Source organism: Actinoalloteichus hoggarensis (genome assembly GCF_002234535.1).
Lineage (GTDB): Bacteria > Actinomycetota > Actinomycetes > Mycobacteriales > Pseudonocardiaceae > Actinoalloteichus_A > Actinoalloteichus_A hoggarensis.
Map to the genome: position 1 here is coordinate 2,781,129 of NZ_CP022521.1, position 14,889 is coordinate 2,796,017.

General features: G+C 72.5%; 14 protein-coding genes and 1 pseudogene. 12 read left to right on the plus strand and 3 right to left on the minus strand.

Going from position 1 to position 14,889, the window contains the following annotated elements; genetic code table 11:
• Positions 1-28 precede the first annotated feature (28 nt).
• The 4 genes and pseudogenes from AHOG_RS12250 to tatA all read left to right on the plus strand — a co-directional run.
• A complete protein-coding gene (locus AHOG_RS12250) occupies positions 29-1,006 on the plus strand; it encodes a helix-turn-helix transcriptional regulator (RefSeq protein ID WP_093944393.1) in 978 nt (325 codons plus the stop codon).
• On the plus strand, positions 1,003-1,992 hold the full coding sequence (locus AHOG_RS12255) for a helix-turn-helix transcriptional regulator (protein ID WP_093941472.1): 990 nt from the start codon (positions 1,003-1,005) through the stop codon (positions 1,990-1,992). Before AHOG_RS12250 ends, AHOG_RS12255 begins: the two co-directional genes overlap by 4 nt.
• Before the next feature lie 4 nt (positions 1,993-1,996).
• On the plus strand, positions 1,997-2,266 hold the full coding sequence (locus AHOG_RS30495; protein WP_169725847.1) for a bacteriophage holin: 270 nt from the start codon (positions 1,997-1,999) through the stop codon (positions 2,264-2,266).
• Positions 2,244-2,510: pseudogene (gene tatA, locus AHOG_RS30500) on the plus strand (Sec-independent protein translocase subunit TatA); the annotation flags it as partial. The gene AHOG_RS30495 and the pseudogene tatA, both read left to right, overlap by 23 nt.
• A 380-nt stretch (positions 2,511-2,890) precedes the next feature.
• Here the strand turns inward: tatA and AHOG_RS12265 are convergent.
• Positions 2,891-3,103 carry an HC3 family zinc finger protein gene (locus AHOG_RS12265; protein WP_093941474.1) on the minus strand — a complete coding sequence of 71 codons (213 nt, stop codon included), beginning with the start codon at positions 3,101-3,103 and terminating at the stop codon, positions 2,891-2,893.
• Positions 3,104-3,552: 449 nt separating this feature from the next.
• On the opposite strand from AHOG_RS12265, the gene AHOG_RS12270 reads away from it, so the two are divergent.
• The 3 genes from AHOG_RS12270 (at position 3,553) to AHOG_RS12280 (ending at position 8,693) form a co-directional block, all read left to right on the plus strand.
• On the plus strand, positions 3,553-6,609 hold the full coding sequence (locus AHOG_RS12270) for a DEAD/DEAH box helicase (protein WP_093941475.1): 3,057 nt from the start codon (positions 3,553-3,555) through the stop codon (positions 6,607-6,609).
• A gap of 169 nt (positions 6,610-6,778) precedes the next feature.
• Entirely contained in the window at positions 6,779-7,414 is a 636-nt protein-coding gene (locus tag AHOG_RS12275) for a DUF4333 domain-containing protein (RefSeq protein WP_093941476.1), read from the plus strand.
• A gap of 64 nt (positions 7,415-7,478) precedes the next feature.
• Positions 7,479-8,693: a GNAT family N-acetyltransferase gene (locus AHOG_RS12280; protein ID WP_093944394.1), complete on the plus strand. Its 1,215-nt coding sequence runs from the start codon at positions 7,479-7,481 to the stop codon at positions 8,691-8,693.
• Positions 8,694-8,922: 229 nt separating this feature from the next.
• Here AHOG_RS12280 and AHOG_RS12285 read toward each other — a convergent pair whose 3' ends face one another.
• Positions 8,923-9,882 carry a 5'-3' exonuclease gene (locus AHOG_RS12285; RefSeq protein ID WP_093941477.1) on the minus strand — a complete coding sequence of 320 codons (960 nt, stop codon included), beginning with the start codon at positions 9,880-9,882 and terminating at the stop codon, positions 8,923-8,925.
• Positions 9,883-10,059: 177 nt separating this feature from the next.
• Here AHOG_RS12285 and AHOG_RS12290 point away from each other — a divergent pair, with 177 nt between their 5' ends.
• Positions 10,060-11,217 (plus strand): M24 family metallopeptidase, encoded by a 1,158-nt coding sequence (locus AHOG_RS12290; RefSeq protein WP_093941478.1) that lies wholly within the window; start codon positions 10,060-10,062, stop codon positions 11,215-11,217.
• Positions 11,214-11,666 carry an Lrp/AsnC family transcriptional regulator gene (locus tag AHOG_RS12295; RefSeq protein ID WP_093941479.1) on the plus strand — a complete coding sequence of 151 codons (453 nt, stop codon included), beginning with the start codon at positions 11,214-11,216 and terminating at the stop codon, positions 11,664-11,666. The genes AHOG_RS12290 and AHOG_RS12295 overlap by 4 nt, the downstream gene beginning before the upstream one ends.
• A gap of 44 nt (positions 11,667-11,710) precedes the next feature.
• Here the strand turns inward: AHOG_RS12295 and AHOG_RS12300 are convergent, their stop codons facing one another.
• The gene (locus AHOG_RS12300; RefSeq protein WP_093941480.1) at positions 11,711-12,790 is read right to left on the minus strand and encodes a GDSL-type esterase/lipase family protein; all 1,080 of its coding nucleotides are present in this window, start codon (positions 12,788-12,790) and stop codon (positions 11,711-11,713) included.
• A 232-nt stretch (positions 12,791-13,022) separates the two neighbouring features.
• Between AHOG_RS12300 and AHOG_RS12305 the strand changes: the two genes are divergently transcribed.
• The 3 genes from AHOG_RS12305 to AHOG_RS12315 all read left to right on the plus strand — a co-directional run bounded on the left by AHOG_RS12305 (position 13,023) and on the right by AHOG_RS12315 (position 14,794).
• Positions 13,023-13,190, plus strand: a complete 168-nt coding sequence (locus tag AHOG_RS12305; RefSeq protein ID WP_157736782.1) for a hypothetical protein — start codon at positions 13,023-13,025, stop codon at positions 13,188-13,190.
• The gene (locus tag AHOG_RS12310) at positions 13,183-14,028 is read left to right on the plus strand and encodes an alpha/beta fold hydrolase (protein WP_093941482.1); all 846 of its coding nucleotides are present in this window, start codon (positions 13,183-13,185) and stop codon (positions 14,026-14,028) included. The genes AHOG_RS12305 and AHOG_RS12310 overlap by 8 nt, the downstream gene beginning before the upstream one ends.
• Before the next feature lie 115 nt (positions 14,029-14,143).
• Entirely contained in the window at positions 14,144-14,794 is a 651-nt protein-coding gene (locus AHOG_RS12315) for a class I SAM-dependent methyltransferase (RefSeq protein WP_093941483.1), read from the plus strand.
• The last annotated feature ends 95 nt before the right edge of the window (positions 14,795-14,889 follow it).

The window sequence follows — 14,889 nt, forward strand, 5'->3', positions numbered from 1 at the left end:
GACCCTCGCAACGGCTAGTGTGCCGATCGTGTCCACTGCACGTGCTGAGCGCCTGGTGAACCTGGTGTTGTGCCTGCTGTCCACCCGTCAGTTCCTCAACGCCGATCGAATTCGCGGCATCGTCCCCGGTTACGCGGACGCGCCGACGGGCGATGCCTTCTTCCGCATGTTCGAACGGGACAAGGCGGAACTGCGGGACCTGGGCATCCCGTTGGAGACCGGCCGCAACTCCGGTTTCGACGGCACTGAGGGGTACCGCATCGCCCGTCGTGACTACGAGCTGGGCGAGATCGACCTGGAACCCGACGAGGCCGCCGCCGTGGCGCTGGCCGCGCGGCTCTGGGACTCGCACGACTTCGCCGACGCGGCGCGCCGGGCCGTGGTGAAGCTGCGTGCCGCGGGCATCGACGTCGATCAGGGCACCGCTCCCGCCGTGGAGCCCAGGGTGCGGATCAGCGAGCCCTCGTTCGCCGTGCTGCACGCGGCGGTTCAGGCAGGCCGGGTGGTCACCTTCGACCACCGGCGCAGCAGCAGCCCGGAGCCCATGCGTCGGGTCGTCGAGCCGTGGGGCGTGGTGTCCTGGCGTGGCCGCTGGTACCTCGTGGGCCACGATCGGGACCGCGACGCCACCCGCTGCTTCCGGCTCTCGCGCATCGTCGGGACGGTCACCCCTTCCGGTCCGGAAGGCGCGGTCACGAGGCCGGATGGCGTCGACCTGCTCGCCATCGTCGCGGCCACCGCCGAGCCGCCGCCGCCCGCGCCGCCCGCTCTGCTCTGGATCGCGAAGGATCGGGCCGACGGGCTGCGCAGGCATGGCAGGACGGTCGGCGAACGAGTCGTGGGCGGGGTCGACGGCGACCTGCTGGAGATCGAGTTCAACCACTCCGGCTCCGTCTCCGACTGGATCGCGGGCTACGGCCCGGACGTCCTGGTCGTCGAGCCGGAGTCGCTGCGTGAATCCGTGCGCGAGGTGCTGCTCGGCGCGATGGGAGAGGGAGAACGATGAGCGCCTCCTCCGAACGGCTGTCCCGCCTGCTGGCGTTGGTGCCGTACCTGCTCGCCAGGCCGGGCATTCCGCTGGCGGAGGCGGCGGCGGACTTCGATGTCACGCCCCGTCAGCTCCGCAAGGATCTTGAACTGCTGTGGATGTGCGGGCTGCCCGGTTACGGCCCGGGCGATCTGATCGACCTGTCGTTCGACGACGAGTCGGTGATGGTGTCCTATGACGCTGGAATGAGCAGGCCGCTGCGGCTGACCACGACGGAGGCGACCTCACTGCTGGTGGCGCTGCGGGCGCTGACCGACGATCCGGGCCTCGCCGACGTCGACGCGGTCGTCCGCGCGGTCGCCAAGATCGAGGCCGCGGTCGGTCAGGCGCAGCCCGCGGGCGTGGTGGTCGGCCTCGGTAGACGAGGCGCGGTGCGGGCCGGGGTGCAGGAGGCGACGCAGCGGGCTCTGGAGCTGCGGCGTGCCCTGCACATCCGGTATTACACGGCATCACGGGACGAGATCAGCGAACGGACCGTCGATCCGACCCGTCTGGTCCTGCTGGACGGCCGCGAGTACCTCGAGGGCTGGTGTCGCTCGGCCGAGGGGATGCGGCTCTTCCGGATGGACCGCGTCGACCAGGCGGAGGTCACCGACGAGCCTGCCGTCCTGCCGCAGCATGCCGAGCCGGTCGACCTCACGACCGGCCCATTCCGGCCGGCCCCCGATTCGCTCACCGCAGTGCTGGTCCTCGGGCGTGACGCCCGCTGGCTGGCCGAGTACCACCCGGTGGAGGAGGCCGTCGAACTCGACGACGGGAGCCTGCGGGTGACCATGCGGTATTCGGACGGCTCCTGGATGCTGCGCCTGGTGCTCGGCCTGGGCGGCCGGGTGCGGGTGCTGGAGCCCGCGGGCCTCGCCGAGGCGGTCCGCAGCCAGGCGTCCGAGGCGCTGCTGCTCGGGGAGAAGCTGGCCGCCGACCTGGCGGGCGACGGACTACGGTAAGGCCGTGCCGTATCTGCTCAGCGGACTGATCGCCGCTCTCGGTCTCATCCTCCTGGTCGTCGTCGTACTTCGACTACTAAGGTCCGTGCGGACGGCGCATCGTGCGCAGTCTCGGCTGCGGCGTACCGTCGAGGACCGGGGCGGTCTGCTCCGGGCACGGCTCGCTGCCGTGGAGGTGGCGGTGAAGGAGCGGCGTCGGCTCGGGTCAGGGCCCCGACACGGGCACACGGACGAGAACGGGAGCATCATCAATGTTCAACCTGGGAACCGCTGAGATCCTGATCATCGCGGGCGTGCTCGTGCTGCTTTTCGGCGCCACGAAGCTCCCGCAGATGGCTCGGTCGCTGGGGCAGTCGGCCCGCATCCTCAAGGCGGAGACCAAGGGCATGCGCAGTGACGGCAAGGACGAGGCGGCGGCCGATGCGGCCGGTCAGGCCGCGGCACCGGCGCAGCCTGCGGCGCCGCAGCCGTTGGCGGCCCCGCAGCCCCCTGTCCAGCCGGTGGCGCAGCCGGTCCAGCCGGTGGCGCAGCCGGTCCAGCCGGTGGCGCAGCCGGTCCAGCCGGTGGCGCAGCCCGTTCAGCCGGTGGCGCAGCCGGTCCAGCCGCAGGCTCCCGTCGCGCCCGCACAGCCCGCCGCCCCGCAGCCCGTTGCCGATCCCACCGCCGCCCCGCGGGTCGCGGCCGACCCCACCGCCGCCCCGCAGCCCACGGCACCGCAGCCGCCCGCCGCGGAGTGACCGCGGCCCGGTCGGGCCCGATGGTCGTCTTCTCGCTGTTCGTCACCGCCGGCGCAGGCCCGGCATCGGTCGGCATCCGCCGTCCGGTCGGGTCCTGCGCCGGGTGACGTTCGTCCCGCCTACGTGATCCGTCTCACGGCCACGTCCTCGGCGCGATGTTCTCAGCGCGGTCTGGTCGCCGACATGTCGACCTGCTTGGCCGCCTCCCAGCACTTCTCGCAACTCGCCCAGAATCGCGCCGGGGCCTCCGTGTTCGCCACCTCGACCAGTTCCCCGCACAGCGCGGTCGCCTTGTCCTCGAGTCCGTATGTGCCGCGCGGTCCGGGCAGCACATGGCGCTGCCTGCTCGCAGGCTGCCAGTGGTAGACGCTCACCAGTGCACACCCCTCTGCTGTCCGTGAGAGCGAGACCACCACGGCCGGTGATGATCTCGCATCACCACGTTAACGACGCCGAACGGCCGATGGCGAGAGGTTCCGCCTTCCTAGTGACGCGGGAGGAACCGGGGCACCGCCGTTCCGAGACGCCCCCCGCCTGCTCACCCGGCGCGTCGCGGGCGACGCGCCGTGGCCGTCGCTCGGGGCGGCCCGCCCTGCCCGCGGAGGTCCGGCGGACTCGCCGCGCAGGCGCCCGGCCGCCGAGCATCCGCGCCGCCTCCGTCCCGCCGGGGATGAGGCCGGTTCGCCGCCAGGCGGCGAGTGGGGACAGGAGGAGGCGCGCTCGGGCGCGGGCCCGCGGCCCTGACCGGTGGTGGAACCCGGCGGCGGTGAGCCGACGGGTAATGACCTGGGTGCACGTCGCCCCGGTGTGAAAGCCTGATGGCGTGGCCGCACGCTCTTCGAACAATTCGGCGACGTCTCCTGCGGAGCGTTACGCCGCTGCCCGGTCTCGTCAGGCCCATCCCCGGCTGACGGAGTTCCTCGGCGAGCTCGATTTCGAGCTCGATCCCTTTCAGGTCGCCTCCTGTCAGGCGTTGGAAGGCGGACACGCCGTCCTGGTGTGTGCTCCGACCGGCGCGGGCAAGACCGTCGTCGGCGAGTTCGCCGTGCACCTCGCCCTCGCTGAAGGCAGGAAGTGCTTCTACACGACGCCGATCAAGGCGCTCTCCAATCAGAAGTACGCGGATCTGTGTGCCCGGCACGGCGCGGCGAACGTCGGCCTGCTCACCGGCGACGCGGCCGTCAACGGCAACGCCCCCGTGGTCGTGATGACGACCGAGGTCCTGCGCAACATGCTCTACGCGGGCTCGTCCAGCCTCGACGGGCTGGGCTACGTCGTGATGGACGAGGTCCACTACCTGGCCGACCGATTCCGGGGCGCGGTGTGGGAGGAGGTCATCCTGCATCTGCCGGAGAGCGTCCGGCTGGTGTCGCTGTCGGCGACGGTCAGCAACGCCGAGGAGTTCGGCGAATGGCTGGTGGCGGTCCGCGGCGACACCTCCGTGGTGGTCGACGAGCACCGCCCGGTGCCGCTGTGGCAGCACATGATGGTCGGCAGCCGGACGATGGACCTGTTCGGCGGGGAGTCCGCGGGCGAGCTCAAACTCAACCCGCACCTGTTGCGTCAGGTGCAGAACACCGAGCGCGCCGAGCCCGCCTGGCGGGGGTCGCGCCGGGACAGGGCACCCAGGGACCGGCGGAACGGCGTCTCGCACCCCGCGCGCTTCCGCCCGCCCGCCCGCCCCGACGTCATCACCCGACTCGGTGCCGCGGGCCTGCTGCCCGCCATCGTCTTCGTCTTCAGCCGCGCAGGCTGCGACGCCGCCGTCACCCAGTGCGTTCGCGGCGGTCTGCGGCTGACGAGTGAGGCAGAGGTCGAGGAGATCCGCCGCGTCATCGACCGCAAGACCGTCGGCGTCCCGGAGAACGACCTCGCCGTCCTGGGCTACTGGGAGTGGCGCGACGCGTTGGAACGCGGCATCGCCGCCCACCACGCGGGGATGCTTCCCGCGTTCAAGGAGACGGTGGAGGAGCTGTTCGTGCGCGGGCTGGTCCGCGCCGTCTTCGCCACCGAGACGCTGGCACTGGGCATCAACATGCCCGCGCGGACCGTGGTGCTGGAGAAGCTGGTCAAGTACAACGGCGAGGCGCATGTCGACCTGACGCCGGGGGAGTACACGCAGCTCACCGGGCGGGCGGGCAGACGCGGCATCGACGTCGAGGGCCACGCGGTGGTCATGTGGCAGCCGGGTGTCGACCCGCGCCAGGTGGCCGGGCTCGCCTCGACCAGGACGTATCCGCTGCGTTCGTCCTTCCGGCCGGGATACAACATGGCCGTGAACCTGGTGCACCGGGTCGGCGTCCCGGCCGCTCGCGACCTGTTGGAGCAGTCCTTCGCCCAGTTCCAGGCCGACCGTTCGGTGGTCGGCCTCTCGCGTCGGATCGAACGCAACGACGAGGCCCTGGCCGGCTACCGGGAGTCCGCGCGGTGCCACCTCGGCGACTTCGACGAGTACATGGAGCTACGCCGTCGCGTCTCGGCCAGGGAGAAGGTCCTGGCCAAGCAGAACAGCGCGGGCAGGCGCGCGGACGCGGCGGCCTCGCTGGAACGACTGCGCAAGGGCGACGTCATCGCCGTCCCCTCGGGCAGACGCTCCGGGCTGGCCGTGGTCGTCGATCCCGGCCTGGACCCGTTGAACGAGCCGCGTCCGCTCGTGGTCACCGAGGACCGTTGGGCGGGCAGGCTGTCCGTGGTGGACTTCCCGACCCCGGTGGAGGCACTGGGGCGGATGCGGCTGCCCAAGCACGTCGAGGTGCGCTCGCCCAGGTCGAGGCGGGATCTGGCGTCGGCGCTGCGCGACACGGGGATCGCCGTGCCCGCTCGGGGGCGAAGCCGGTCGGGCGCTCCGCATGAGGACGGCGAGCTGAACACGCTGCGTCGTGCGTTGCGCTCGCATCCCTGCCACGGCTGTGACTCCCGTGAGGACCACGCGAGGTGGGCGGAGCGGCACCACCGACTCCAGGGCGAGAACGATCAGCTCCGCCGGAAGGTCGCGGGCACCACTCATTCGCTGGTGCGCACCTTCGACCGCATCCGCGCGCTGCTGCGCTCCCGGGGCTACCTGACCCCGGCGCCGCCTGTCGCCGGGCGCGGGGACACGGCCGTGGACGCGGCGGCGGCCGACTCCACGGCGCCGGGCGCACCCGGCACGGCGGTGACGAGCTCGGCGGCAGCCACGTCGGCGGACCTCCCGGCCCGGCCGGACTCCACCGCTGGCGAAGCCGCCGAGCGTCGCGATGTCGGAGAGCCGGACGGCCCGAAGCCCGATTCCGAGATCGAGCACGGGGCGGCGGAAGCCGAGCGCACCGTGGCGGCCTCCTCGGAGGGCCGGGGCACCGTCGTGGTCGTCGATGAGGAGACGATCAGCGAGCACGGCAGGCGGCTGGCCCGGATCTACAGCGAGTCCGACCTCCTCGCGGCCGAGTGTCTGCGTCACGGCGTATGGCGGGGCCTCGGTCCTGCCGAGCTGGCCTCGGTGGTCTCCGCGTTGGTCTTCGAGTCGCGCCGCGACACCGGCCCGGTCGCCGCCCTGCCGGAGGGGCCCGTCACGACCGCGTTGGCGGAGACCCTCCGTATCTGGGCAGACCTGGAGGACGACGAGCGGCGGCACCGACTCGACCGGACCAGGGAGCCCGACGCGGGCTTCGCCTGGCCGGTGTACCGCTGGGCGCGCGGCGAGTCCCTGGAACGGGTGCTGACGGCGGCGGAGAGCGCGGGGCACGAGCTGTCCGCGGGCGATTTCGTGCGGTGGTGTCGACAGGTCGTGGACCTGCTCGATCAGCTGCGCAACGTCGTCGGCAAGGGAGATCCGGTGGGGGCCGCCGCGGGACGGGCGGTGACCGCGCTTCGCCGCGGCGTCGTCGCGATGGGCACGGCGTAGTGCACCTCGGCGGTCACAGCACTGCTACGGCATCGACCGTTCGGTGTGGTCAAGGGCAGCGGCTATGGTTTGATCGCGCGCATCGATGTCGTGACGGCTCGACCGCACGACACCGTTTCAGATTCCTCGAGCAGTTACGCGCATTCCAGCGTCGACCCGGAGGCCAACCATGACCAGCCCGTACGGACCGTCCGGGGGGAACGACCCGCAACAGCAGTGGGGACAGCAGCCCTACGGGGGTTACAACCCCGGTACTCCCTCGGGTGGGACACCGGAGCAGGGCGGCTACGGCGGATACCCGCAGCAGGGTTACGGCCAGCCCGCGGGCCAGGGCTACGGCCAGCAGCAACCGGGCCAGGAGTACGGCGGCTATCCACAGACCGGCGCTTATCCGCAGCAGGGGTACCCGCAGCAGGGCGGCTACCCCCAGCAGGGTTACGGCCAGCCCGGCGGGTACGGCGGCTACCCGCAGGGACCGCCGCCGCAGCAGAAGACCGCGCTGCCCTGGATCATCACGGGCGTCGTCGTGGTCCTCCTCGGCGCGCTGGCCGTCCTCGGCTTCGTCTGGCCGGGTTTCTTCAACACCAAGGTGTTCGACGAGACGGCGGTCGCCGAGGAGGTCGCGCGGATCGTGGAGGAGGACTACGGCGCAGGCGAGGTCACCGGCGTGAGCTGTCCCTCGGGTAGGCCGCTCGAAGCGGGCACCTCCTTCGAATGCACGGCGACGGTGGACGGCGAGGAGACCAGCATCACCATCTCCGTGCAGAACGAAGAGGGCGATTACCAGGTGGGACAGCCTTCCTGACCTGGTCGGGCGCGCGGGGAAAGCCGTTCGCCTTCCTGTGCGCCCACCAGGCATCATCCTCGTCGTGCTTGATTACCGAATCAGAACGCTCGACGACGCGGACACCCCCGCCGCCGACGCCCTCTTCCGGGGGACGCTGCACCACCGGCCCACCAGCGTCGAACAGTTGGACGATCTGAAGCCCAGCTACGCGCCGGGCCGGGCGCTGGGCGCCTTCGACGGCGACGAACTCGCCGGCACCGCGCTGTCTTATCCGTCCGCCCTGGCCGTGCCCGGCGGTGCGACGCTTCGGATGGCCGCGGTGAGCAGGATCGGTGTGCGAGCGGACCACACCAGGCGCGGCATCCTCACCGCCCTGCAACGCCACCAGTTCCAGGACCTCGTCGAGCGGGGCGACGTCGTCGCCACCCTGCGCGCCAGCGAGGCGACCATCTACGGGCGGTTCGGCTACGGGGTCGCCGAGCGGACGCGATCGATCACCGTGGACCCGTTGACGGCGCGAATCCGCCCGGACCTCGCCCCGGTCGGCCGGATCCGGCTGGTGGACGATGCCGAGGCGAAGACGCTGCTGCCCACCCTGTACGAGCGGATCGGCCTGCACCGGCCGGGCATGATGGCTCGCCCGGCGGAGTTGTGGAACATCTGGTGGATTCGGGCCGCCAAGGTCGACGGCCTATCGCGGACGGCCGTGCACACCGACGCCGAGGGCGTGGCCGACGGCTTCGTCACCTATCGGGCCTCGAAGGCGGCCGGCTTCCGTGCCGAGCTGACCGTGGACGACCTGCACGGCGCGACCCCGACGGCGATCCGGGAGTTGTGGCGCTTCCTGCTCGGCGTCGACCTGATCGCGGCGATCAAGGCCGGATCGCAGCCGGTGGACGACTCGCTGGAATGGCTGCTCGTCGACCGCCGGGCCGTCAGGGTCGACGCGGTGCAGGACTCGACCTGGCTTCGACTGCTCGACGTGCCGACCGCACTGGCCGCCCGCACCTACGGCGACGCCGACTCCGTGGTGATCGAGCTGACGGACGACCTGCTGCCCGCCAACGCCGGTCGTTACCGGATCGGCTCCGACGGTGCCCGTCGCACCGACGACCCGGCCGCGCTGTCGATGGGGGTGGCCGCCCTCGGTGCCCTCTATCTGGGTGACGTCGCGCCGTCGACGCTCGCCGAGGCCGGCTTGATCACCACCCCCGGCGGGCCGGACCCCGCGGCACTGCGTCGGGCCGATCGGCTGTTCCGCACCCCGGTGCTCCCGCACTGCGGCAGCTTCTTCTGACGGACGACGTGCCGCGGGCCGGTCGAAGGTCGGGCACGGCGTCTGGTTCGCGGCACGTCGCCGCCCTCGGGGCTCGGAGCGGGCGCGCTCCCTGCGTCCTGCCCGGCGGCCGGAGCGGGCGGATCGAAGCGGGCGGCCGAGAGCCCTCACCGTCGTGCCGATCCGCACTCGGACGCGCGGCCCCGACCCGGCCGGTGCGCGGCCTGGACCGGGCCGAGGAGCGACCGACTCAGTCTCGCGCCGCCAACGCCCGCGTGAGTCGTTCGATCGAGCTTCCGATGCCCCAGCGGTCCGCCAGCTCCGCGAGCCGGGCCGGGTCCGCGGGCCTGCTCGGGACGAGGTCGGAGTCACTGCCCACGACGGGCGCGTCGAGCGCGACCTTCACGACCGTCGGCGCCGCGTCCAGATAGTCGGCGGCGCCGAGCAGTGCGGTGCGAGCCCGGGTCGGGACCTCCGCCGCGCCCCGCTCGGCCGCCGCCCGCAACGCGGCGAGCGACCCGAGACTCGTGATCAGCTTCGCGGCGGTCTTCTCGCCGATGCCCGGCACGCCCGGCAGGCCGTCGGAGGGATCGCCGCGCAGCATCGCCATCTCCGCGTAGGCGGTGCCCGCGCCCTCCTCGGGGATCCCGTACCTCGTCGCCAGCTCACCGGGCCCGATGCGCTCGCGCTTCAACCAGCCCCGGCCCACGTAGAGGACGACCACCTGCGTCGGCTCGGCGCGTACCGCCTGGAACAGATCGCGATCGCCCGTGACGATCTCCACCGGATCGCGGTCCTCCCGCGCGGCGAGCGTGCCGATCACGTCGTCCGCCTCGAAGCCCTCGGCCTCGGCCGTCGCCAGCCCGGCCGCGGCCAGCACGTCGAGGATGACCGGCACCTGCGGGCTCAGCGTGTCCGGCACGGCCTCGGCCGAGCCCGCCCCGCAGCCCTCGTGCGGGGCCTGTTCGGCGACTCGATGAGTCTTGTACGAGGGCAGCGCCCGCACCCGGAACTCCGGTCGCCAGTCGGCGTCCAGACAGCAGACCAGCCGCGCGGGTCGCCGATCGGTCACGATGCGCGACACCGTGTCGACGAAGCCGCGGACGGCGTTGACCGGCGTCCCGTCCGGGGCGGTCAACGATTCGGGCAGGGCATGGAAGGACCGGAACCACAGGCTCGCGGAATCGAGCAGTACCAGGGGAGCGTTCACCGCCCCAGCCTGCCGGCCCCGGCCGACGATCGCGTCTCGTCCGGCCGCCGGGCGAGGCGATCCGTTCGGCTTCTCCGCCCACACCGGCCAGGGCCGCCCGCCCGCCAACCGAGCCGCGCACGTATCAGGGCAGGCACGCGCCGTGCCGGCCGTCGACGGGTCGCTACTCTGTCGCTCATGGCGTCGACTAACTCTGTGCTCCCTCCTGCCCAGGTCCTGCGTTCCCGGCTCGATCGCGCTCGTGAGGCGGGCGCGGCGGCGGGCGTCGACGCGTTGCTCGTCGCCCCCGGCTCCGACCTGCGTTACCTGATCGGTGTCGCGGGCGGCTCCCGCGAGCGACTCACCACCCTGGTGGTGCCGGCAGGCTCCGGAGGCGGCGCCCCGGTGCTGGTGCTGCCGAAGCTGGAGGGCCCCGGGTTCGCCGAGGTGCCCGCGGCCGAGATCGGCTTGGAGATCGTCACCTGGGTCGACGGCGAGGACCCCTACCGCATGGTCGTGGAACTGCTGTCCGCCGGAGACACGCCGCCCCGCCGCGTCGCGGTCGGTGACATGCTGGAGGCGCTGCACGTGCTCGCCCTGCGTGCCGCGGGACCGGGCATCGAGCAGAGCCTCACCGGCCCCGTACTGCGGGAGCTGCGGATCCGTAAGACCGCCGAGGAGATCGACGGGCTGGCCGCCGCGGGCGCCGCGATCGACCGGGTGCACGCCAGGATGGGCGAGTGGCTGCGGGTCGGCCGCACCGAGGCCGAGATCGGCGACGACATCGCCGCCGCGATCGTCGCCGAGGGACACACCCACCCGGACTTCGTGATCGTCGGGTCCGGACCGAACGGCGCGAGCCCGCATCACCGCGTGTCCGACCGCGTCGTCGAGGCCGGTGACGTGGTGGTGATCGACATCGGCGGTCCCGTCGAGTCCGGTTACAACTCCGACTGCACCCGGACCTACGTCCTCGGCGAACCCGCGCACCCCGATGTGCGGGACGCCTACGAGGTGCTGCGGCGGGCACAGCAGGCCGCCGTGGACACGGTGCGGCCCGGTGTGACGGCCGCCGAGATCGACGCGGCCGCGCGACGACCGATCGAGGAGGCGGGGCTCGGGGAGTTCTTCATCCACCGCACCGGACACGGCATCGGCCTGGACGTGCACGAGGAGCCCTACATCGTCGGCGGGAACGATCTGCCGGTGGAGGAGGGCATGGCCTTCAGCATCGAGCCCGGTCTGTACCTGCCCGGACGCTGGGGCGCCCGGATCGAGGACATCGTGGTGGTCACCGCCGACGGAGTCCGTCCGGTCAACACCCGGTCGCATGAGTTGACGGTGCTCCCGGCATGACCTCGGGTCTGGAACCGACCGACCGTGCGATCCTGCGGGAGCTGTCCGCCGACGGCCGCTGCAGCTTCACCGATCTCGCCGAGCGGGTGGGATTGAGCGTCTCGGCGGTGCACCAGCGCGTCAGGCGGCTGGAACAGCGCGGCGTCGTGCAGGGATACGCGGCACGCCTGGACGGTGACCAGATCGGGCTCGGTCTGACGGCGTTCATCTCGCTCACCCCGACCGACCCGGCCGCGCCCGACGACTATCCGCAACGTCTGCGGCACCTCTCGCAGATCGAGTCCTGCTATTCGGTGGCGGGCGAGGAGTCCTACATCCTGCGGGTGCGGGTCGCCTCGCCCGCGGGACTGGAGGACCTGCTGCGTCAGATCCGGGAGGCGGCCAAGGTCGCCACGCGCACGACCGTGGTGCTCTCCACCCCGTTCGAGAACCGCGCGCCCGCGCTGTAGCCGCCCGGCCCGCGCGACGCCGGGCGCTCGGCCGGTCGGGATGCTCAGCCGGTGGCCTGGCTGTGCTGCCCCGTCTCGGGCACGGCCCGCAGGCCGCCGTTCTGATCGGCGAGGCAGCGAGCCGCCAGGGCGTCGGTGTCCAGGAACTCCGACAGGCACTGCGCGAAGGCACGGTGCCCGGCGGCGTTGGGATGGAACGACTCCTGCACGGCGTGCGGCGCGCGGTTCTCGTCCTCCAAGGCCTCCCAGTCGATGGTGAGCCGGGTGAACCATTCCTCGGTCTGATCCTCGGCCGAGCACGCCTCCCGGCCGAGACCGGCCTGCGCGTAGTCGAGGAACCGGGCGTCCACGGTGTCGGCGGCCCGCCGCAGCCCGTCGGAGAGGATGTGCACGCCGACCTCGCGCATCCAACGGGCGTCCTCGGCGCGGAACGGGCAGCCTGCCAGGCTGCCCAGATCGCGCTGCACGTCCGGACCCACCGGGGAGGCATAGGACTGCACGACCAGTTCGTAGGCGCTGTCCGGGTAGCCGTTGGCGCGCATCACGGTGCGGACGTCCTCGAGCACGTTGGTCACCTTCGGGACCATCCGGTCGACCCGGTCCAGCCACTCGTCCTCGAACTCGCCGTGGGTGCAGCCCGGCTGGTTGCGCAGGAACCAGGCCTGGAAGCACGCGGCGAGCACGTCGGAGAAGCGGGGATCGTCGTTCGCCCCCACCCCGATGACCACGGCGCGCACCCGGTTCTCGGCCGCCAGCTCCGCCAGCTGCGTGGTCTGCGAGTCGGTGCCGTGCTGCCCGTCGCCGTCGATCCGCAGGTGTTCGGATCGGGCGCTGGAACAGCTGAGGTTGATCCGCTCGTCGATGGCGTCGTCGTCCACGAGGTTGATCAGCGCGGCGGGGGAGCGGTGGCACCAGTTGCCGTCCTCGCCGTGGGTGCCGATCTCGTAGTCGCCCGCCCCCTCGCCGGACATCGTGCTGTCGCCCAGGGCGACCACCACGTCGGGGGCGCCGGGCGGCGGGCCCGGCGGGGTGGGCACGGGGCTGTCGCCGACCAGCACCAGAAGCCCGAGCACGGGTGCGAGGATCAGCAGGAGGATCGGAAGCCGGTGGCGAGGAGGGCGCATCGGCGTCCAGTCTAGAAGTCCGTCGTGCCTGCTCGCCAACCGTCGAGCCGGGACGAGAGCACCGGGTGCCGCCGGCCGCTCGCGGGGATCCTCGGTGGGCTGAGACCGGTGGCCGTCGCGTGCGTGGAGTGGCGCGCCTGGGAGGCATCGCGCCACGTGCCGCTCGGTGGGCGGTCCGCGTCGCCGGCCTGCCGATCACGGCGGCGTTCGCGCGATCGCTAAGATCCGGAAGATGGCGATGTCCGCGGAATCCCTCACCACCAGACGACCGCCGCCCAGGGCGTTCAGCGACGCCGAGGCGGTCGTGCCGAGTCCGGTCGACGCCGTACGAGCCGTGGGGCCCGTGATCGCCGCGACCCCCGGGGCGGGCGTGATCTCGGAGGCGGCGCCGCGTGCCTGAGATTCCGGTGGCCGCCGGGCCCGAGGTGAGGCTCCACGTCACGATCTCGGAGGGCTCCGGCACGCGGACGCTGCTGGTCGTCCACGGCGGTCCGGACTGGGACCATACCTACCTCGCCGATCCGCTGCTGGGACTCGCCGATCTTCGACGAGTGGTGCTGCCGGACCTGCGCGGCTGCGGACGGTCCACCCGAGGACTCGCCGACGATCAGTACACCCCCGACGCGGTCGTCGCTGACCTGACGGTCCTGCTGGACGAGCTCGGCGCGACCGACGTCGACGTGTTGGGCTTCTCCTACGGCGGCCTGATCGCCCAACGGCTGGCCCTCGCCGCGCCGCGTCGGCTGCGCAGCCTGATCATCGCCTCCAGCAGCGTCCTGCCGGTCCCGGCCGACGCCTTCGCGGGCTGGGCGGAACGCGACGAGCGCCGCGCCGCGGAGGCCGCCGTCTGGTCGGACGCCGCGTTCGACGGCCCGGAGCTCACTCGCGCCGCCGCCCTCGCGGGGGCACCGGCCAACGTGTGGCGCCCTGACGCGCTCGCCGAATACCGACGTCGCCTCGCCGCTGTTCGCTTCTCCGCCGAGTGGATGCGGTCGTGGCGGGCGGGCACGCTGCCGTCCGCTCGGCCCGAGGACGCGGCACGTCGCCTCGCGGCGGCGGACCTGCCGATCCTGCTGCTGCACGGGCGTCAGGACATGGTGTTCCCGGCCGCGCTGGCCGAGGAGGCCGCGACGATCATCCCCGCCGCTCGAGCGGTGGTGCTGGCGGAGGCCGGGCACATGGCGCACGTCGACCAGCCGCAGGCATGGTCGGCGGCGATCCGAGCCTTCCTGATCTGATCTGATCTGATGGGCGGCGATCTTCCGCCGGTCGGCGGCCGCGGTTCTGCCGGCTCCGGCCTGCCGCTCCGCCGCCGCGTGAGCGGGAGGACCAGGGGAGGAAGGGACGAGACACGTGCTCGACGGCCCGGGACGGCCCGGCTTCAACCACAACGACTTCTATCACCGATACCTGCTGCGGCGGGTCCCGCCCGGCTGCGGCCGTGCGCTGGACGTGGGCTGCGGAACGGGCGTCTTCGCCCGTCGACTGGCGTCACGTGCGAGCGCCGTCGACGCGCTGGACCGCTCCGCCGAGGTGATCGAGACGGCTCGAACGCTGTCGGCAGGCAGGCCCGGCGTCCGGTACCTGCACGTCGATCTCGCCGCCCATGACCTGGGCGAAGGCCGCTACGACTACATCGCCGCGCTCGCCAGCCTCCATCACCTTCCGCTGACCGAGACGATCAGCAGGCTGTATCGCGCGCTGGCGCCCGGCGGCGTCCTGGCGGTGCTCGGCTGCTATCGACAGGTCACGTTCGCGGATCGGCTGCCGGATGTCGTCGCCGTCCCGACGAACCTCGTGGCGGACGTCGCGGTCCGGCTGGCCGCTCGAGTACGCGGCCGGGCGACGTCCGTCGTGGACGCGGCGCCGGTCAGCGAGCCGCGGACGACGCTCGCGGAGATCCGCCGGACGGCCGAGCTGCTGCTGCCCGCCGTCGTCATCCGCCGCCACCTCTTCTGGCGGTACTCGCTGTTCGCTCGACGGCCCGCGGCTCGCTCCGGCTGACGGCGGCCACCTGCCTGCCTGGGTGCCTCGCCAGCTCGTCCCGCGCGCCCGGCGCGCGGGGGTGTGTCGACGGAGACCGGCCATGGCGCCTGTCG